At 46.2% G+C, this 18559-nt stretch carries 17 protein-coding genes and 3 riboswitches; of the genes, 15 read left to right on the plus strand and 2 right to left on the minus strand.

All coding sequences use genetic code 11. The features are described 5' to 3' along the window. Positions 1-117 precede the first annotated feature (117 nt). Positions 118-261 carry a hypothetical protein gene (locus B9Y67_RS20575; protein WP_166761432.1) on the minus strand — a complete coding sequence of 48 codons (144 nt, stop codon included), beginning with the start codon at positions 259-261 and terminating at the stop codon, positions 118-120. Between the two features lie 347 nt (positions 262-608). On the opposite strand from B9Y67_RS20575, the gene B9Y67_RS02765 reads away from it, so the two are divergent. The 5 genes from B9Y67_RS02765 to B9Y67_RS02785 all read left to right on the plus strand — a co-directional run bounded on the left by B9Y67_RS02765 (position 609) and on the right by B9Y67_RS02785 (position 8527). Further along, on the plus strand, positions 609-1574 hold the full coding sequence (locus B9Y67_RS02765; protein ID WP_085505258.1) for an AAA family ATPase: 966 nt from the start codon (positions 609-611) through the stop codon (positions 1572-1574). Continuing rightward, positions 1571-2836, plus strand: coding sequence for a DUF58 domain-containing protein (locus B9Y67_RS02770; protein WP_085505259.1), 1266 nt, complete (start codon positions 1571-1573; stop codon positions 2834-2836). The genes B9Y67_RS02765 and B9Y67_RS02770 overlap by 4 nt, the downstream gene beginning before the upstream one ends. Further along, positions 2833-5043 (plus strand): transglutaminase TgpA family protein, encoded by a 2211-nt coding sequence (locus B9Y67_RS02775; protein ID WP_085505260.1) that lies wholly within the window; start codon positions 2833-2835, stop codon positions 5041-5043. The genes B9Y67_RS02770 and B9Y67_RS02775 overlap by 4 nt, the downstream gene beginning before the upstream one ends. A 31-nt stretch (positions 5044-5074) precedes the next feature. Continuing rightward, a riboswitch (purine riboswitch) is annotated at positions 5075-5176 on the plus strand. A 172-nt stretch (positions 5177-5348) separates the two neighbouring features. Continuing rightward, a complete protein-coding gene (gene guaA / locus B9Y67_RS02780; protein ID WP_085505261.1) occupies positions 5349-6890 on the plus strand; it encodes a glutamine-hydrolyzing GMP synthase in 1542 nt (513 codons plus the stop codon). An 80-nt stretch (positions 6891-6970) separates the two neighbouring features. After that, positions 6971-7072, plus strand: a riboswitch (purine riboswitch). 120 nt (positions 7073-7192) lie between these two features. Then, a complete protein-coding gene (locus tag B9Y67_RS02785; RefSeq protein ID WP_085505262.1) occupies positions 7193-8527 on the plus strand; it encodes an NCS2 family permease in 1335 nt (444 codons plus the stop codon). Between the two features lie 64 nt (positions 8528-8591). Here B9Y67_RS02785 and B9Y67_RS02790 read toward each other — a convergent pair whose 3' ends face one another. Next, the gene (locus tag B9Y67_RS02790; protein ID WP_085505263.1) at positions 8592-9017 is read right to left on the minus strand and encodes an Hsp20/alpha crystallin family protein; all 426 of its coding nucleotides are present in this window, start codon (positions 9015-9017) and stop codon (positions 8592-8594) included. 146 nt (positions 9018-9163) lie between these two features. Here B9Y67_RS02790 and B9Y67_RS02795 point away from each other — a divergent pair, with 146 nt between their 5' ends. From B9Y67_RS02795 to purF, 10 genes are all read left to right on the plus strand, one after another. Further along, entirely contained in the window at positions 9164-9730 is a 567-nt protein-coding gene (locus tag B9Y67_RS02795) for a DUF2179 domain-containing protein (protein WP_085505264.1), read from the plus strand. Beyond that, the gene (locus B9Y67_RS02800) at positions 9702-9905 is read left to right on the plus strand and encodes an NETI motif-containing protein (protein ID WP_085505265.1); all 204 of its coding nucleotides are present in this window, start codon (positions 9702-9704) and stop codon (positions 9903-9905) included. Before B9Y67_RS02795 ends, B9Y67_RS02800 begins: the two co-directional genes overlap by 29 nt. Positions 9906-9975: 70 nt before the next feature. Next, positions 9976-10076, plus strand: a riboswitch (purine riboswitch). A 237-nt stretch (positions 10077-10313) separates the two neighbouring features. Continuing rightward, on the plus strand, positions 10314-10805 hold the full coding sequence (purE, locus tag B9Y67_RS02805) for a 5-(carboxyamino)imidazole ribonucleotide mutase (RefSeq protein ID WP_085505266.1): 492 nt from the start codon (positions 10314-10316) through the stop codon (positions 10803-10805). Further along, positions 10795-11919 (plus strand): 5-(carboxyamino)imidazole ribonucleotide synthase, encoded by a 1125-nt coding sequence (gene purK, locus B9Y67_RS02810; RefSeq protein ID WP_085505267.1) that lies wholly within the window; start codon positions 10795-10797, stop codon positions 11917-11919. The genes purE and purK overlap by 11 nt, the downstream gene beginning before the upstream one ends. Before the next feature lie 33 nt (positions 11920-11952). Then, entirely contained in the window at positions 11953-13245 is a 1293-nt protein-coding gene (gene purB / locus B9Y67_RS02815; RefSeq protein WP_085505268.1) for an adenylosuccinate lyase, read from the plus strand. A 66-nt stretch (positions 13246-13311) separates the two neighbouring features. After that, positions 13312-14034, plus strand: coding sequence for a phosphoribosylaminoimidazolesuccinocarboxamide synthase (gene purC / locus B9Y67_RS02820; RefSeq protein WP_085505269.1), 723 nt, complete (start codon positions 13312-13314; stop codon positions 14032-14034). Further along, positions 14022-14270: a phosphoribosylformylglycinamidine synthase subunit PurS gene (gene purS, locus B9Y67_RS02825; RefSeq protein ID WP_085505270.1), complete on the plus strand. Its 249-nt coding sequence runs from the start codon at positions 14022-14024 to the stop codon at positions 14268-14270. The genes purC and purS overlap by 13 nt, the downstream gene beginning before the upstream one ends. Beyond that, positions 14267-14950, plus strand: coding sequence for a phosphoribosylformylglycinamidine synthase subunit PurQ (gene purQ, locus B9Y67_RS02830; protein WP_085505271.1), 684 nt, complete (start codon positions 14267-14269; stop codon positions 14948-14950). Before purS ends, purQ begins: the two co-directional genes overlap by 4 nt. Continuing rightward, entirely contained in the window at positions 14934-17159 is a 2226-nt protein-coding gene (gene purL / locus B9Y67_RS02835; protein WP_085505272.1) for a phosphoribosylformylglycinamidine synthase subunit PurL, read from the plus strand. Before purQ ends, purL begins: the two co-directional genes overlap by 17 nt. After that, on the plus strand, positions 17135-18547 hold the full coding sequence (purF, locus tag B9Y67_RS02840) for an amidophosphoribosyltransferase (protein ID WP_085505273.1): 1413 nt from the start codon (positions 17135-17137) through the stop codon (positions 18545-18547). The genes purL and purF overlap by 25 nt, the downstream gene beginning before the upstream one ends. The last annotated feature ends 12 nt before the right edge of the window (positions 18548-18559 follow it).

Raw genomic sequence — 18559 nt, forward strand, 5'->3', positions numbered from 1 at the left:
TGGATTCACCTCAATTATTTACCTAGCTAAGTAATTCATTGATTTAGTTTAACGCTTTTCATAAAAAATGTAAACAAAAAGAGAAGCTTCTCTTGTGAAAAAGAAGCTTCTCTGGCGTCACTTAAATAACTTGCGCATAATTTTTCCGGTCGCTTTTCCTGCTGCCCTTCTTCCGACTCTGCGGCCGATTTTTCCTTTCCGGACCGCATCGACATCGTTCCAAATCCGCAGTACTTTATAAATCGTGGATTTTACACTCACTCTGTTCTCTCCTTTCTGAATTGCGGAACTACGTATGCTCTGATTACCCTAATCATATAACGGATGGTTTCGTTTTGAAAAGGTTATAAAAAAGAATGTCAGCACGTTAAGTTAGAAGAGTGCTGTGTCAGGACAGAATCTCACATACTAATAAATAAAATAGTAACAATATTATCCTGTTCTCTCCTTTTGAAGTAACTCAATAGAAGAATCCTTCTGTTATAAGGTATTTTGATAGATCGACATTCGAGTGGTGCTTTTTGTCCCATGAGTCAGGATATAGTATAGTTGAAATATACGGAAAATTTAAATTTCCAGGAGTTATAGAAGGTGAGAGGAGTCGACAAATGACCCAGCAACTGTCCTTATACGAACCAAAAATATCAGAAGTGATGAAAAATGTGAATAAAGTAATGGTAGGAAAAGAGGAGGTCACTCTCCTTAGTATGGTAGCGCTGTTGGCGAAGGGCCATGTCCTGTTGGAAGACGTGCCGGGGGTCGGAAAGACAATGCTGGTACGGGCAATTGCAAAATCACTGGATTGTGAATTTAAGCGGATTCAGTTTACACCTGATTTACTGCCATCTGATGTGACGGGTGTTTCTATTTATAACCCGAAAGAAATGGCGTTTGAATTCCGGCCGGGACCGATTTTAGGAAATGTCGTTCTGGCTGATGAGATCAATCGGACTTCACCGAAGACGCAGTCTGCCCTGCTGGAAGGTATGGAAGAGTCCAGCATAACGGTCGAAGGTTCGCCGGTACCATTGAAAGAACCATTCTTTGTCATGGCAACGCAGAATCCGATTGAGTATGAAGGTACTTATCCATTGCCGGAAGCGCAGTTGGACCGGTTCCTGCTGAAGTTGAATATGGGCTATCCGACTGCTCAGGAGGAACGTGAAATGTTGAGCCGTACGTCCGGGGACCATCCGTTAACAAAAATCCGGGCTGTGATGACAAAAGACGAGCTTCTCGATATTCAAAACAGCGTGAAAGAGGTCTACGTCGATGATACGATCCGCCATTATATTGTGGATGTTGTGACAGCGACGCGGGACCATGATGGTGTCTATCTTGGAGTCAGCCCTCGTGGTTCGATCGCCTTGATGAGAGCTGCGAAGGCTTTTGCGTTCATTCAGGATAGGGATTATGTCATTCCCGATGATATCAAATACTTAGCACCATTCGTCATGCCGCACCGGATCATTTTGACCTCTGAAGCGAAATTTGAAGGATACACAGCAGAGAGGATTACTGAAGAGATTCTGGAGCAGATTGCGATCCCGGTGCAAAGGAACAGACATGAATGAAACGCTGGGTAAGCTTTGCGCTTAAATTATCGTTGATTGTGCTGCTGTTCGCAGTGATTTTTTCTTATGCCATGTTTCAGGGAGGCTTTGTCAGCTGGTTTTTATTTGCTGCGTTTCTCCCCTTTCTGATCTATATGCTGCTGCTTCTGCTCTATCCGCTTGATAATTGGAAGGCTGCCCGCAAATTGTCCAAGCGGATTGTCCAAGCGGGAGAATCTGTGGATGTAGAAATCACGTTGGAACGGCGGATGCCTTTCCCGCTTTTTTATTGTGTACTCGAAGAATATTTTCCTGTGTCATTAGCCAAAAGAGATACACACCTGGAGAAGTTCAAGTGGATGAACAATCCGGAGAACATGCAGATGGAAAGAGTGATGAAACGAGTCGCTTTTCCTTGGTTTCAACGCTCCATCCATTACCGCTATGAACTCGATCATATCCCGAGAGGGGAGCATCATTTACGGGCGTTACGAATCAGAACAGGAGATTTTTTTGGATTTATTAAAAAAGAGCATGTGTTCGAATTGGATAACCTGTTGGTAGCCTATCCTTATCGCCGCCAGCTGCAATTCAAAGAGCAGGCGTACAGCTATCAGCAGGGGGCCAGTCCCTCGTTATCTCTCAGCGATAATAATACAAGCATTGTCGCTGGTGTTCGGGAATATATGCCTGGCGACCGTCTGCAGTGGATTGATTGGAAGGCGACAGCTCGTAAAGATGCGATTATGACGAAAGAGTTCGAGCAGGAGAAAAGCATCGATATGCTGGTGGTACTTGATGCCGGCAGCCATGCCTCGCGGAATATGATCGCTTTTGAGGGTGCTGTCGAATTGGCGGATTCGCTGCTGGCCAAGCTGCAAAAGAAATCATCGCAATTAATGCTGAAAACGTTGGCGGATCGTACGGCTTCGTTTTCATTCCAGCTGAACAAAGCGCAGATGGATAATATCCGGCGGCACCTTTCCATCATCATGCCGGCGGAAAATCAAACATTTTCCAAACAATTAGCACAGGAACAACACAAGCTTCCGGCAGGGCTGATTACGATGGTAGTGACAACGAGCATGGATGAAGGTGTACTGGAAGTGCTCGTTCAAATGCAGCATAAAGCGAAGCGGGTGATTTTATTTTTCATTGCTCCTTCCACCCAGTTGACACCCGAAGTCAGGAAATTGTTAAAACAGTTGGATTACCGGGGGGTCATGGTGAACGTGATGACAGAAGCCGAGCTGAGTAAGAAAGAATTCGAGGTGAAGGCATGAGAGGAGAAAACCAACAACAATTTTATTATCAGCTGATTCTCTACATTTGTGGGTTTCTGTTGTTTTGGGAATGGATGAGGCCGTTAGAGAAAGTTACGGATACGGAGAACATTACGGTTTTCATTATTTTTGCAGCCTTTAGCTTCTTCATTTCTTTTTTACAGGTCAGCTGGTGGCTGTCGATGCCTTTGAAGCTGCTGGGACTTGTTTTTATTTTGGATGGACTGTTCCTTTATGAGCGATTATTTAGTAAAGAATGGTTCCTGATTATTTATCAGCAGTTCGCTTATAATATCGATCTCATTTTGAACCAGCAATGGGGAGACATGACGGCGTTCTTCCGGAGCTTCTTATTCCTTGTTCTGCTTTGGCTGATGAGCTACCTGCTGTATTTCTGGTTTGTCATCGCCAAACGTATTTTTCTGTTTGTACTCATGACATTCTTTGTCATCACGATCATGGATACCTTTACGGAATACAACGGGCAGTGGGCAATCGTACGAACCTTCATTATTGCTATGATCGCTCTTGGGGTATCCAGTTTTTCGAGAGAAATGGAGAAAGAGGGGATTTCTTTCGGAGGTATGAAGCGTCTTCACCGTTGGATTCTTCCGATGGCTGCAATCGTCTTGTTTTCGACCGCAGTCGGATTTGCTTCTCCGAAGCCCGGGCCGCAATGGGCGGATCCTGTCCCATATATTGAAAGTGCAGTAGGTAACTCTGGCGGTAACGGACCAGGCGGTGGAAGCATTCAGAAGATCGGCTATGGTGAAAATGACTCCGAGCTTGGCGGTGCGTTCATGCGGGACGACACACCAGTTTTTCGGGTGGCAGCCAAGAAAGAAAGGTATTGGCGAGTAGAATCGAAGAATCATTATACCGGTAAGGGATGGGAGGATACCCTGGAAGAGGATATCAGGGTTGCTAATGGAGGCGACCTGGGAATCAGGACCTTTACTGATGAAGTAGAGACGGAAGAGCAATACTCGCTTGTCAATTTCAATGATGACGTGCAACTGAATAAACTGGTTTATCCATATGGTGCAGCAGAGGTCGTATCTTATCCTGAGCAGTTTCAATTTCTTGTTCATCAGCCCACGGGCGAAGTAGAAACGCAAGTTAACCAGAAATCCCGTCAAATCCCCGGCTATCGGATGCAAATCGACGTCCCTTCCTATGAATATGATCAATTACGAGAAGCGGGCGAGAACGACCCCCGGGAAATCCGTGATGAATACTTGCAGCTTCCTGATGATCTGCCAGGAAGAGTGGAAAATTTGACCGAGCAGATTATTAAAGATGAAGACAATCGTTATGATCGGGTAAAAGAAGTGGAGAATTACTTTTCAACGAGCGGTTTTGAATACAATACCGAAGACGTAGCAGTTCCAGGAGAGAGTGATGACTATGTCGATCAGTTCTTGTTCGAAACGCAGCAAGGATACTGTGATAACTTCTCGACCTCGATGGTAGTCATGCTTCGTTCTGTCGGCATTCCGGCTCGTTGGGTAAAAGGTTTTACTGGCGGCGAATTGGAAGATACGGATATCGAACTGGAGGACGGGGACACCTATAACTTATACCAGGTGACAAACAACAATGCCCATTCCTGGGTGGAAGTACATTTTCCTGGAATCGGCTGGGTACCATTTGAGCCCACCAAAGGTTTCTCTAACCCGACAGACTTTTATGTAGATACGGACGATTTAGATAGCAGTTCTAATGAAGATAATTCCGAAGAAACAGACACACCAGACACGGAATCTCCTAATCAGCAGCAGGAAATAGAGGAAGATTTTGATTCTGATGAAAGTGGCGCTGCTGCTTCGGAAGAGGGAGGTAACTTCTGGAATTATATTGGCTTAACTGCAGCCTTGGCAGGAATAGCTATTGTTTTGTACGTGACCCGATTCCGTTGGATGTCCGCCTTTTTGAAAAGGCGATACAAGCAAAGTGAAGATCCGGCTGCTTATCAAAACGCCTACCATTATCTGTTGAAAGTTCTTGATAATAAAGGGCTGAAGCGGAAGCCGAACCAGACACTACGGGAATATGCCAATGATGTGGACAGGCATTTCCAGACCAATGATATGAAAGTATTGACCCATCATTATGAACGGATGTTATACAGAAATGAACAGCAATCCGATCAATGGAGAAAGGTCACAGAATTATGGGAAAATTTAATCAACAAGGCATTGTCTTGATTCTTGCCATGTGGGTTGATAGAATTAATGAAAATTACACATGCTGCACCTTCATATATCCTCGATAATAAGGTTCGAGAGTCTCTACCGGGATGCCGTAAATATCCTGACTATGAAGGCAGATTTCCTATTTTTTCAGTGGACTTCTGCCTTCCTGTGATCAGGGGCAGAAGTCTATTTTATTACAATGAGAAATTTTAATTTCTGTATAAGCAGAAACGAGGGCTTTCGCCATAAGTGTTGGCGGTGATCCGGGTGTTTCTAATATTACAAGGTTAAGCTTTGGGAAAAAGGGAGCTGAAGATATGAAACAGATCGATGATTTTATTCTAGTATTGGATTTCGGAAGTCAATACAACCAGCTGATCACAAGGCGGATCAGGGAGTTCGGTGTTTACAGTGAATTGCATTCTCATAAGTTGACCGCTGATGAAGTGAAAGCGATGAATCCAACCGGGATCATCCTCTCGGGCGGGCCGAACAGTGTTTATGGGGAAAATAGTTTTCGCTGCGACGAAGAGATTTTTGAACTGGGCATTCCTGTGCTTGGAATTTGTTATGGTATGCAGCTGATGACCCACCATTTTGGTGGTACGGTAGAACGTGCCAATGAACGGGAATATGGAAAAGCTGCGATTACGTTGAAAGAGCATGAACCTGTGCTGTTCAAAGATACTCCTCTTGTCCAAACAGTATGGATGAGTCACAGCGATAAGGTGATCGAATCTCCCCCAGGGTTCTCCACTGATGCTACCAGTCCTTCCTGTCCCGTAGCTGCAATCAGTGATGATGAGCGGAAGATGTATGGGGTTCAGTTTCACCCGGAAGTACGCCATTCCGAATATGGCGATAACCTTTTGAAACAATTCGTCTATGATGTCTGTGGGGCTGAAGGTGACTGGACGATGGAAAACTTCATCGATATGGAAGTGGAAAAAATCCGCGAACAAGTGGGTGAGCAGAAGGTATTGTGTGCATTAAGCGGTGGGGTCGATTCTTCTGTTGTAGCTGCCTTGATCCATAAGGCGATTGGCGACCAGCTGACCTGTATCTTTGTCGATCACGGACTCTTGCGGGAAGGGGAAGCCGACAGTGTCATGACCACCTTCCGTGATGGCTTCAACATGAACGTCATCAAAGTGGATGCTAAAGAGCGGTTCATGAGTAAACTGGCTGGCGTTTCTGATCCGGAGCAAAAGCGGAAAATCATCGGTAATGAATTCATTTATGTGTTTGATGATGAAGCAGCTAAGCTGAAGGATACTCACTTTCTTGCGCAAGGTACGCTTTATACGGATATTATCGAGAGTGGCACCGATACCGCCCAGACGATTAAATCCCATCATAATGTTGGCGGGCTGCCTGAGGATATGCAGTTCGAATTGATCGAGCCATTGAATACGTTGTTCAAAGACGAAGTGCGTGTTCTAGGTTCAGAGCTGGGGGTTTCTGATGAAATCGTTTGGAGACAGCCGTTCCCAGGGCCAGGTCTGGCTATCCGTGTCCTGGGGGAAGTGACTGAGGAAAAGTTGAAGATTGTCCGTGAATCTGATGCTATCCTCCGTGAAGAAATCAGCAACGCGGGTCTTGATCGTGACATTTGGCAATACTTCACGGTACTGCCTAATTTCCGGTCTGTTGGTGTCATGGGAGATACACGCACCTATGATCATACCATCGGCATCCGGGCTGTCACTTCTGTTGATGGAATGACATCTGATTGGGCGCGCATTCCCTGGGATGTTCTGGAGAAGATTTCCACTCGTTGTGTCAATGAGGTCGAACATATCAACCGCGTTGTTTATGACATTACGAGCAAGCCGCCTGCTACGATTGAATGGGAATAAACGAACATTACCAAAATTTAATTATTAAATGTTCGTCTTTTAGGTTGACAATTGCGAGGAAGGCTCGTACGATATAAGAGAAATAAATATAGTGACACCGTCGTATAAATTCGGGGATATGGCCCGAACGTTTCTACCAGGCTGCCGTAAATGGCCTGACTACGTTGGTGGATTGGACAGGCAGGGGAGATGTATATCTTTCTGCATGTCCGAATTCCCCGCGTCAGTTCAGCACTCCTGGAGAAATCCATGGAGTGCTTTTTAATTTTTTCGACGGTTAAACATAGAGGGGGAGAATCACCATGAAGAAGTTTTTTAGATTTGAAGAATTGGGTACGAACTACCGTACCGAATTCATGGCGGGGATGACAACATTCCTGGCTATGGCTTATATTTTATTTGTTAATCCGGCTACTTTGGCCCTTGTAGGGGTTGAAGAGCTCCCAGAAGGCGTGACCCGTATTGACCAGGGAGCCGTATTTACTGCAACTGCGATAGCGGCTGCTATCGGTACATTAATTATGGGTGTGTTCGCACGTTACCCGATCGCTTTGGCTCCGGGTATGGGGCTGAATGCTTTCTTCGCTTACACGGTTGTTCTGGGGTATGGAATCCCATGGGAAACCGCGCTTGCCGGGGTGTTGGCATCTGGACTTATTTTTATCGTTTTAACGCTGACAGGACTTCGTGAACGAATCATTAATGCTATTCCAGCCAATTTGAAAATGGCTGTCGGAGCTGGTATCGGATTGTTTATCGCCTTCATCGGTTTTCAGAGTTCCGGAATCATTCAGGCTAATGAAGCCACACTGGTCGAGCTAGGCGACTTGACCTCGCCGACTGTTCTGCTTGCTATCTTTGGGATTGTCGCATCGGTTATTCTGTTGTCGCTGGGTATCAAAGGCGGAATTTTTTATGGTATGATTTTGACGGCAATTGCTGGCATGGTCGTTGGGTTGATTGATCCTCCAAAAGGAGCTGGCGATGTTGTAGGCAGTGTACCAAGTGTCGCGCCTACTTTCGGACAGGCATTCATTCATTTTGGAGATATTTTCACCATAGAGATGCTCGTTGTTATTTTGACATTCTTGTTTGTCGACTTCTTTGATACTGCTGGTACATTGGTTGCTGTATCCACTCAGGCAGGTTTCATGAAAGATAATAAACTGCCACGAGCAGGTCGTGCGCTGTTATCTGACTCTGCTGCTACTGTGGTTGGGGCTGCGGTTGGAACATCGACTACTACTTCTTATATTGAATCGACAGCTGGTGTAGGCGCTGGTGGACGAACTGGTTTCACTTCCGTTGTAACGGCCGGCTTCTTCTTATTAGCGTTATGGTTCTCACCGCTGCTTGGAGTTGTGACGGCTGAAGTCACCGCTCCAGCATTGATTATTGTTGGTGTGTTGATGGCATCTTCTTTGAAAAATGTCGACTGGGATCAATTCGAAATTGCAGTTCCCGCCTTTTTCACTATTATCGCCATGCCGCTGACGTATAGCATTGCGACAGGTATTGCTCTAGGTTTCATTTTTTACCCAATTACGATGATCATGAAAGGGCGAATCAAAGAAATCCACCCGATTATGTATCTGCTATTTGTGATTTTCATTCTTTACTTTATTTTCTTGTCCTAAAGGTGATACCAAAATAACCAATGCTGCAACTTGGTCAGCATTGGTTATTTTATCAACGGAGGGATCATTCTTCTTCCAGGTTCGTAATTTGGATGCGGTTCTTTTGGTTGGCATCTGAAATTAGGCGGTAAAGCTGTACGACGAGCAGGCCCTGTTTATAGGATGCCTGGATTTTATCGCTGCGGACCGGATAGGGCAGGTCGACTTGGCGGTCGAATGTGCCTTCCATGATTTCGCCTTTTACCTGCTGGCCGCCTTTTTGGTTGATCTCGACGATGCCTCTGATTTCCAAGGTGGCGTGGTTCACGTAGACATCCACTTTATTCAAATCTTTTAACCCTGGAATGTTAAAGATACAAAGCAATTCATTATCGTATTGATATAAATTCATTTGGGGCAGCGGGGGCTTGACCAGTCCTTCAAAATCTCCCCAGAAATCATGGCCGAAAAAACGATCTAAATTCTTTTTCCAATCATCGAATTGATTCATAGCAATTCCAGCCTCTCCCTTAAAATGTAAAAAAGTTATTGTGCAGACGTTTCTTCCTGTTATATAGTGTATGCATATCTTTCACCTGTGTGAATGCCTATAGCTGCAGGGGAGATGATAAGCTATAAAGGTTTGGAGGGGCTGCCATGCTGGATAATGCCTTGGTTATGATCGCTATCATCCTGGTCATCAACATTGTATATGTCTCCTTTTTTACGATCCGGATGATTCTGACGCTGAAAGGACAACGTTACTTAGCAGCTTTTATCAGTATGTTTGAGATTGTTGTGTATATCTTAGGTTTAGGATTGGTGCTAGACAACCTCGATCAGATTCAGAACGTCATCGCCTATGCGGTCGGGTATGCACTTGGTGTCATTGTCGGAATGAAAATTGAAGAAAAGCTCGCACTTGGCTACATTACAGTGAATGTCATTTCCTCAAGCCCGGACATTGAGTTTACGCGTAAGCTTAGAGATAAGGGCTACGGGGTAACGAGCTGGTTTGCTTATGGAATGGAAGGAGACCGGCTTGCCATGCAGATCCTGACACCGCGCAAGTATGAATTGAAATTATACGACACAATTCGTACGCTTGACCCGAAAGCATTCATCATCGCTTATGAACCCAAACAGATCCACGGTGGGTTCTGGGTCAAGCAGGTGAAGAAGGGAAGGTTGAGCAATGGCGAAAAGCAAAAAAATGCGCTTTGAAGTCCACGAAGGCGAAACAATCGATCAATGCCTGGATCGTATGAAAAAAGAAGGCTACACCCCGGTTCGACGAGCAGAAGAACCGATCTTCCAGGAAGTGAATCGAGACGGTGAGAAAATCTATGAGCCGGTTGGAAGAAAGATTGTCTTTCAAGCGGTAAAAAGCGAACAATAATTTCTATGGAGTTTTACAATGTTCGTTTTTAACGTTGACAGCTCTTTGGGGAAATTGTTATGATGAACGTAGTTAATTGAATAAAGCACCTCATATAAGACGGGAATATGGCCCGTTCGTCTCTACCCGGTAACCGTAAATTACTGGACTATGAGGAAGATGAATCATTGCTGTGCTGCGATGATTGTATTCGGTATCCGCAAAAAGCGTCTGCCCATCTTCTCTCATAGTGGAGAAGGTGGTGCAGGCGTTTTTTTAGTTATTAGTGTGGGCGCGAGAATCCGAATAAAGGCGCTAAAAAATTGAAAAGAGCGCGGAAAACAAAATTGTTGCGCGAAAACAGCTGTTAACTGCGCGAAAATACTAAATTAGGCGCGAAACCATAATTTTAATGAAACGAGGGGTTCGATGGCTCAGGTAGGAGTAATCATGGGAAGTATCTCCGATTGGTCGACGATGCAGCATACATGTGAAGTGCTGGATGAACTTGAAATAGCCTATGAAAAAGAAATCATTTCCGCTCACCGGACGCCGGAAGATATGTTCCGCTATGCTGATGAAGCGAGAGGGAAGGGCATGAAAGTGATTATTGCCGGTGCTGGCGGTGCCGCCCACCTTCCGGGGATGGTTGCTGCAAAGACGACGCTTCCGGTCATTGGCGTCCCGGTGGAATCCAAGTCCCTCAAAGGGATGGACTCCTTATTATCAATTGTTCAAATGCCTGGCGGTGTCCCGGTCGCGACCGTAGCTATCGGAACAGCAGGGGCTAAGAATGCCGGACTTTTGGCAGCAGAAATACTGGGAAGCTTTGACGTATCGATTGCTGACAAACTAGCAGACTATCGATCCCGTATGAAAGAAAAAGTCGAAGAAATGAGGAGTGAGCTCCATGACAGTTAGACTCATCCCGGGTCAGACAATTGGAATATTAGGTGGTGGACAGCTCGGACGGATGATGGCTGTAGCGGCAAAACATATGGGTTATCGAGTCGCCGTCCTCGACCCGAAACCGGATTGTCCGTGTGCCCAGGTTGCAGATTACCATATCGAAGCAGCCTATGATGATTTTGAGGCAGCCCGGAACCTTGAAAACATCAGCGATGTAATCACCTATGAGTTTGAAAATGTCGATCTAAATGTGGCCGATATGCTCGAAAAAACCGGAAAGTTGCCGCAAGGAGCCCTGCCTTTAGAAATCACGCAAAATCGACAAAAAGAGAAACAAATCGCTGTCGAAACAGGGTTGAATGTGCCGAATTACGAGATTGTTCAAACGTTTGATCAAGTAAAAACAGCCGTTCAGTCGATCGGATACCCGGCGATCATCAAGACGATTACCGGGGGATATGACGGAAAAGGTCAGGTTAAGCTGAATAAGGAAGAGGACCTGGCGGAAGTGGAAAACTTCATCGCACCAGATTCTACTTATATTATCGAAGCCTTCATCGATTTTCAAAAAGAAATATCCGTGGTGTTCACGCGTAGCCAAACCGGAGAAATAACGTATTTTCCTGTGGCTGAGAACACTCACAATAACCAGATCCTCCACCGGACCCAGATCCCGGCAGCAATCAACGATAACGTGGCAGCGAAGGCTAAGGCGGCTGCAAAGCTATTAGCAGAGCATTTGCAAGTGGTCGGCACCTTCACTGTCGAACTTTTTGTGAAAGATGACCAGGTGTTTGTCAATGAAATGGCGCCACGACCACATAACTCCGGTCATTACACGATTGAAGCGTGCAATGTCTCGCAGTTCGAACAGCATGTACGTGCGATTTGCGGACTGCCACTTTTAAAAGTCCAATCGTTTCCGGCAGCTGTCATGCTCAACATTCTTGGGAAGCATCGGGAGGAGCTCTTTGAAAACCTTGCCCGTATTCAGGACTTTCACCTTCATGATTACGGGAAAGAAGAAGCGAGGCCGGAGAGAAAGATGGGTCATATCACGATAGTTGGCACAAGCTTAGATGAAATTTTTCAACGGATGGAAGAAAATCAGCTTCCCACATGGTAAAGTGTTGGGTGGGACAGTTTTAGGAGGAGTAACATGATTGATCGTTACACACGTCCAGAAATGGGAGCCATCTGGACAGAAGAAAACAAGTACAAAGCCTGGCTTGAAGTCGAATTGCTTGCCTGTGAAGCTTGGAGTGAGCTTGGCATCATTCCAAAAGAAGATGTCGAGAAGCTGCGCCAGCATGCATCGTTCGATATCGAGCGCATCTATGAAATTGAAAAAGAAACACGACATGATGTCGTTGCCTTTACTCGCGCGGTTTCCGAAACCGTAGGTGAAGAGCGGAAGTGGGTGCATTACGGTCTCACTTCCACAGATGTCGTGGACACCGCCCTTTCTTACTTATTGAAGCAGGCGAACGAAATCATCCGCAAAGATCTGGTCAGCTTTATCGATATCCTGGCAGATAAAGCCCTGGAGCATAAGCACACTGTCATGATGGGACGCACCCACGGCGTCCATGCGGAACCGACCACATTCGGTCTGAAGCTTGCGCTTTGGTATGAAGAGATGAAGCGGAACCTGGAACGTTTGGATCTTGCCATCGACCATATCGAAGTCGGAAAGCTATCCGGAGCAGTCGGTACCTATGCGAACATTGATCCTTTTGTAGAAGAATATGTTTGCCGTAACCTCGGTTTGAAGGCGGCACCCGTGTCAACGCAGACGTTGCAGCGTGACCGCCATGCTCACTATGTTTCTACATTAAGCTTGATCGCCACTTCCATTGAAAAAATGGCAGTCGAAATCCGCGGCCTGCAAAAAACAGAAACACGTGAAGTGGAAGAGTTTTTTGCTAAAGGTCAGAAAGGCTCGTCAGCAATGCCGCACAAGCGGAACCCGATCGGTTCGGAAAATATGACAGGCATGGCCCGTGTCATTCGCGGTGAAATGATGACGGCGTTTGAGAATGTCGCCCTTTGGCATGAGCGGGACATTTCCCATTCATCAGCGGAACGTGTCATTTTGCCGGATGCAACGATTGCCATCAATTATATGTTGAACCGGTTTGGCAGTATCGTCAAAAACTTGACGGTATTCCCGGAGCAGATGAAAGCCAATATGAAGAAAACGTACGGGCTTATCTTCTCTCAACGGGTACTGCTGACCCTGATTGATGAAGGCATGGTTCGTGAAGAGGCTTATGACCTGGTCCAGCCAAAAGCAATGGAAGCCTGGGAGAAAGGGATTCCATTCCGTGAATTGATTGAAGTAGACGAAAAAATTACATCAACACTGTCCCCTGAACAAATCGAACAATGTTTTGATTACACCCATCACTTGAAAAACGTGGATCGTATTTTCGAACGGATTGGATTGTAGTCAGCAGGAGGGGAGGGGCATCGTATGTTCCTCCTCTTACTTTTACTAAAACGAGGTGTTCTAAAAATGAAAGGCTCCCTATTATATGAAGGCAAAGCAAAGAAAGTCTATCATGTGGAAGGCAAACCGGAACAACTAGTCCTCTCCTATAAAAACGATGCTACTGCTTTTAATGGAAAGAAGAAGGATCAATTCGAAGGTAAAGGCCGCTTGAATAACTTGATTACCAGCAGAATTTTCGAACATTTACATCAGCAGCATATTCCCTCGCATTTTTTGAAAGCACTGAATGATAATGAACAACTTGTTCAAAAAACAACAATCATTCCACTTGAAGTGGTTGTTCGTAACATTGCCGCAGGAAGCCTGACAAGGCGCCTGGCGATACAGGAAAAAACAGTGCTACAACCTCCTATTATCGAACTTTTTTATAAAAACGATGACCTCGATGATCCGCTCATCAATGATGATCATGCGAAACGGTTAGCGAATGTGACCGAGCATGATCTGGACAAAATCAAAATTCTCGCACTTAAGATCAATGAAATATTGAAACGGTTATTTAAACAGACAGATTTGGAGTTAGTGGATTTCAAATTGGAATTCGGACGCTTGAATGACGGCACCATCGTCCTGGCTGATGAAATATCGCCAGATACCTGCCGTCTTTGGGATGCAGCAACTGGAGAAAAGATGGATAAGGATGTCTTCCGGGAAGATATCGGCGATTTAATCGCAACCTATGAAACTATTTTACAACGACTGGAGGAGAGCATATGCGCAAAGTAAAAGTTTATATCACATTGAAAGAAGGGGTTCTGGATCCTCAAGGGAAGGCTGTCAAAAACTCTCTCAACACCTTAGATTTCGGCAGCGTAAATGAGGTAAGGGTCGGAAAGTATATGGAAGTCATGATGGAAGAATCCGAGAACCTGGAAGCTCAGGTGGAAGAAATGTGCGATAAGCTGCTTGCCAACCCAGTCATTGAAGATTATTCCTACGAGATTGAGGAGGTTATCGCGTGAAGTTCGCCGTTGTTGTATTTCCAGGCTCCAATTGTGACCGGGACATGTATCATGCCGTTAAAGAAGGATTGAACGAAGAGGCGGACTTAGTCTGGTATCTGGACGCTGATTTATCCTCTTATGATGCGATTTTGCTTCCAGGGGGCTTTTCCTACGGTGACTATCTCCGTTCTGGATCAATCGCTTCCACATCTCCTATTGTTCAGCAAATCAAAAAAGCGGCCGCTGACAAAAAGCCGGTCTTAGGGGTTTGCAATGGGTTTCAGATTTTACTGGAGTCCGGTCTTTTGCCAGGTGCCATGCTTGCAAATCGTGATTTGAAATTCATGTGTCACCAGGAAGAATTACGTGTGGAAAATAATAAGACGATGTTCACTTCAGAATACCAAAAAGACGGACTGATCCATCTGCCGATTGCCCACGGGGAAGGAAATTATTACTGTGACGATGCTACTTATCAACAACTGAAGGATAATGAACAGATTGTTTTTACGTACACGAATAATCCTAATGGCTCGACAGGGGATATCGCAGGTATCGTTAATGAAACAGGAAATGTACTGGGGATGATGCCTCACCCGGAACGCGCGGTCGAAAGTCTGCTCGGAAATGCGGACGGACTTCGTTTGTTTCAATCCATTTTGACGTATTGGAGGAATAATCATGCCATCCATGCTTGAAATCAGTCCAGAAGAAATTGAACATAATCGAATATACGCAGAAATGGGGCTCAGCGACCAGGAATATAAACAGGTTGTAAGCCTGCTGGGCAGACGTCCGAATCATACGGAAATCGGGTTATTTTCGGTGATGTGGTCCGAGCATTGCAGCTACAAAAACTCTAAGCCTTTGCTAAAAAAGTTTCCTACAGAAGGCCCGCAAGTATTGCAGGGGCCTGGGGAAGGTGCCGGCATTATTGATATCGGCGATGAGCAGGCTGTCGTTTTCAAAATTGAAAGCCATAATCACCCCTCAGCCGTTGAACCATACCAAGGGGCAGCGACAGGTGTCGGAGGTATTATTCGCGACGTGTTTTCCATGGGAGCCCGTCCGATTGCTCTGTTGAATTCACTAAGGTTCGGCTCGTTGAAACATCCGAGAATCAAATATCTGTTTGAGGAAGTCGTACGGGGGATTGCCGGCTATGGCAACTGTGTCGGCGTTCCAACAGTCGGAGGAGAAGTCCAGTTTGACGATGCTTATGAAGGAAATCCCCTTGTCAATGCCATGTGTGTCGGACTGATTGATCACAAAGACATTCAAAAAGGGATTGCAGCCGGAGTCGGAAACACGGTCATGTATGTTGGAGCTAAAACAGGGCGTGACGGCATACATGGTGCCACCTTTGCTTCCGAAGAATTATCCGAAGAAGCAGAAAGTAAGCGCCCATCAGTCCAGGTCGGTGACCCATTCATGGAAAAACTGTTGATTGAAGCGTGTCTGGAAGTCATCCATCATGACGCCCTTATCGGGATGCAGGATATGGGAGCGGCGGGGCTGACATCGTCCGCCAGCGAGATGGCAAGTAAAGCCGGTACAGGAATGGAAATGAATTTGGATCATATTCCGCAGCGGGAGCTGAATATGTCGCCATACGAGATGATGTTGTCGGAATCTCAGGAGCGGATGCTGCTGGTCATTGAAAAAGGACGCGAGCAGGAGATCCGTAAGATTTTCGAAAAGTACGATCTGGAAGCAGTAGCAGTCGGGGAAGTCATTGAGGAGCGTCGCTTCCGTTTATTCCATAAAGGAGAGGTGGCTGCGGATGTCCCTGTAGACGCTTTGGCAGAAGATGCCCCTGTCTATCGTCAGCCATCCTGTGTACCGGAATATTTTAAAGAATTTCAGGCGATGGAAGATTATCAGTCTACCATTGAAGACTATGAAAAAACCTTGATTGACCTCTTAAAGCAGCCGACAATTGCCAGTAAGGAATGGGTCTATGACCAGTATGATTCCATGGTGCAGACGAATACGGTAGTCACCCCGGGTTCTGATGCAGCTGTGCTTCGTGTTCGTGGTACAAAGAAAGCACTCGCGATGACGACGGATTGTAATTCTCGCTACATCTACCTTGACCCGGAAATGGGCGGTAAGATTGCTGTAGCAGAAGCCGCTCGGAATATCGTCTGTTCAGGTGCCCGTCCGCTAGGTCTGACCGACGGTTTGAATTTCGGCTCTCCGGAAAACCCGGAAATTTTCTGGCAGATGGAAAAAAGTGTCGATGGTATGAGTGAAGCTTGTGAGCAGCTTGAAGCACCGGTCATCAGTGGGAATGTATCGCTTTACAACGAATCGTATGGGAAAGCGATATACCCAACGCCGATTGTAGGGATGGTCGGTCTCATCGAAGATACGGCCCACATCACACGTTCCGATTTCCAGCGGTCCGGGGACTTGATTTATGTGATTGGAAAAGCACAGGCGGAATTCGGCGGGAGCGAGCTGCAAGGCATATTGGAAGGTCGTCATTTTGGCAAACCTCCTCATATCGATTTAGAGGTGGAAAAAAAGCGCCAGAGCCATTTGCTGACTGCCATCCAGGCAGGGGTTGTCCAATCGGCGCATGATATTTCTGAAGGTGGGTTGGCAGTGGCACTGGCAGAGAGCCTGTTTGCACAGGAGTTTGGTTGTAAAGTGGAGTTAGAAGGAGATACAGCGGCAGAGCTTTTCGCTGAAACACAATCCCGATTCATTATCTCAGTGAGTCCTGAAAAACAGAAAGAATGGGAGCAGTTAATGACCGAGGCAGTTCTTATCGGGCGCGTAATAGATGATGGGGAATACCGTTTAAACGTCAACGGTCAGCCGATCATTCATACGGTGACGAATAAATTGAAGGACGCCTGGAAAGGAGCCATTCCATGCTTGGTGAAATCAAAGGCCTGAATGAAGAATGTGGCATCTTTGGTGTATGGGGACATGAAGAGTCAGCGCAGATTACGTATTACGGGCTCCATGCCCTACAGCATCGCGGCCAGGAAGGAGCCGGCATTGTCGTCAGTGACGGAGAAGAGTTGAAACTGGCCAAAGGGCTTGGGTTAGTAAACGATGTATTCAAACAGGATATGCTGGATAATTTAGAAGGCCATGCCGCACTTGGCCATGTCCGTTATGCAACACAAGGTGGCGGAGGTTATGAAAATGTCCAGCCGCTATTATTTCGCTCGCAAAAAAGCAGCATGGCGCTTGCTCATAACGGAAACCTCGTCAATGCTCAGGCGCTGAAAATGCAGCTGGAAGCGCAGGGAAGCATTTTGCAGACGACCTCCGATACCGAGGTGATCGCTCACTTGATTAAACGGAGCGGCCACTTAAATATGGAAGAGGCATTAATACAAGCCCTTACAATGATTAAAGGGGCTTACGCATTTGCTGTCATGACGGAAAAGCAATTATTTGTCGCTCAGGATCCGCGCGGCTTGCGGCCGTTATCGATCGGCCGGATCGGCAGTGCTTATGTCGTCGCTTCAGAAACTTGTGCGTTTGATGTCGTCGGAGCGGAACATGAACGGGACGTTGAGCCGGGAGAGTTATTGGTCATCGATGAAAACGGCATCGAATCGAAGCGGTTTTCTGCACCGATTCAACGGACACTATGTTCCATGGAGCACGTCTATTTTTCCCGTCCAGACAGCAATCTCGATGGCATCAACGTCCACGCATCAAGAAAGCGGATGGGGAAAGTCCTTGCTGATGAAGCACCGGTAGAAGCGGATGTCGTCACCGGTGTGCCTGATTCCAGCATATCCGCGGCAATCGGTTATGCAGAAGCTTCGCGAACCCCATATGAACTCGGTTTGATAAAGAACCGTTATGTCGGCAGGACATTTATTCAGCCATCCCAGGAGCTGCGGGAGCAGGGTGTGAAAATGAAACTGTCCGCCGTTCGCGGTATTGTCGAAGGGAAGCGTGTCGTCATGGTCGATGACTCTATCGTCCGGGGAACAACCAGCCGCAGAATCGTAAGGCTTTTAAAAGAAGCGGGAGCTACGGAAGTCCATGTCCGGATTGCATCACCACCGATAAAGAATCCTTGTTATTACGGCATTGATACTTCTACAGAGGGTGAACTGATTGCGGCTAATCACAGTCTGGAAGAAATGCAGGAGATCATCGGAGCTGACAGCCTTGCATTTTTATCTGTGCAAGGGTTGGAGGATGCCATCTACCAGGATGGCCAATCCCTCAACCACGGTCCCTGTGCCGCCTGTTTCACAGGCAACTATCCGACAGAAATCTATCCAAATACAGTGCCGCCCTACGTCAAAGCTTAGTAGTCAAAATAC

It is taken from the genome of Thalassobacillus devorans, from assembly GCF_900176565.1.
Taxonomy (GTDB): Bacteria; Bacillota; Bacilli; order Bacillales; family Halobacillaceae; genus Thalassobacillus; species Thalassobacillus devorans_A.

Coding starts and splice junctions, on each gene's coding strand:
- B9Y67_RS02765 (WP_085505258.1), top strand. CDS start 609: ATGACCCAGCAACTGTCCTTATACGAACCAAAAATATCAGAAGTGATG.
- B9Y67_RS02770 (WP_085505259.1), top strand. CDS start 1,571: ATGAAACGCTGGGTAAGCTTTGCGCTTAAATTATCGTTGATTGTGCTG.
- B9Y67_RS02775 (WP_085505260.1), top strand. CDS start 2,833: ATGAGAGGAGAAAACCAACAACAATTTTATTATCAGCTGATTCTCTAC.
- guaA (WP_085505261.1), top strand. CDS start 5,349: ATGAAACAGATCGATGATTTTATTCTAGTATTGGATTTCGGAAGTCAA.
- B9Y67_RS02785 (WP_085505262.1), top strand. CDS start 7,193: ATGAAGAAGTTTTTTAGATTTGAAGAATTGGGTACGAACTACCGTACC.
- B9Y67_RS02790 (WP_085505263.1), bottom strand. CDS start 9,017: ATGAATCAATTCGATGATTGGAAAAAGAATTTAGATCGTTTTTTCGGC.
- B9Y67_RS02795 (WP_085505264.1), top strand. CDS start 9,164: ATGCTGGATAATGCCTTGGTTATGATCGCTATCATCCTGGTCATCAAC.
- B9Y67_RS02800 (WP_085505265.1), top strand. CDS start 9,702: ATGGCGAAAAGCAAAAAAATGCGCTTTGAAGTCCACGAAGGCGAAACA.
- purE (WP_085505266.1), top strand. CDS start 10,314: ATGGCTCAGGTAGGAGTAATCATGGGAAGTATCTCCGATTGGTCGACG.
- purK (WP_085505267.1), top strand. CDS start 10,795: ATGACAGTTAGACTCATCCCGGGTCAGACAATTGGAATATTAGGTGGT.
- purB (WP_085505268.1), top strand. CDS start 11,953: ATGATTGATCGTTACACACGTCCAGAAATGGGAGCCATCTGGACAGAA.
- purC (WP_085505269.1), top strand. CDS start 13,312: ATGAAAGGCTCCCTATTATATGAAGGCAAAGCAAAGAAAGTCTATCAT.
- purS (WP_085505270.1), top strand. CDS start 14,022: ATGCGCAAAGTAAAAGTTTATATCACATTGAAAGAAGGGGTTCTGGAT.
- purL (WP_085505272.1), top strand. CDS start 14,934: ATGCCATCCATGCTTGAAATCAGTCCAGAAGAAATTGAACATAATCGA.
- purF (WP_085505273.1), top strand. CDS start 17,135: ATGCTTGGTGAAATCAAAGGCCTGAATGAAGAATGTGGCATCTTTGGT.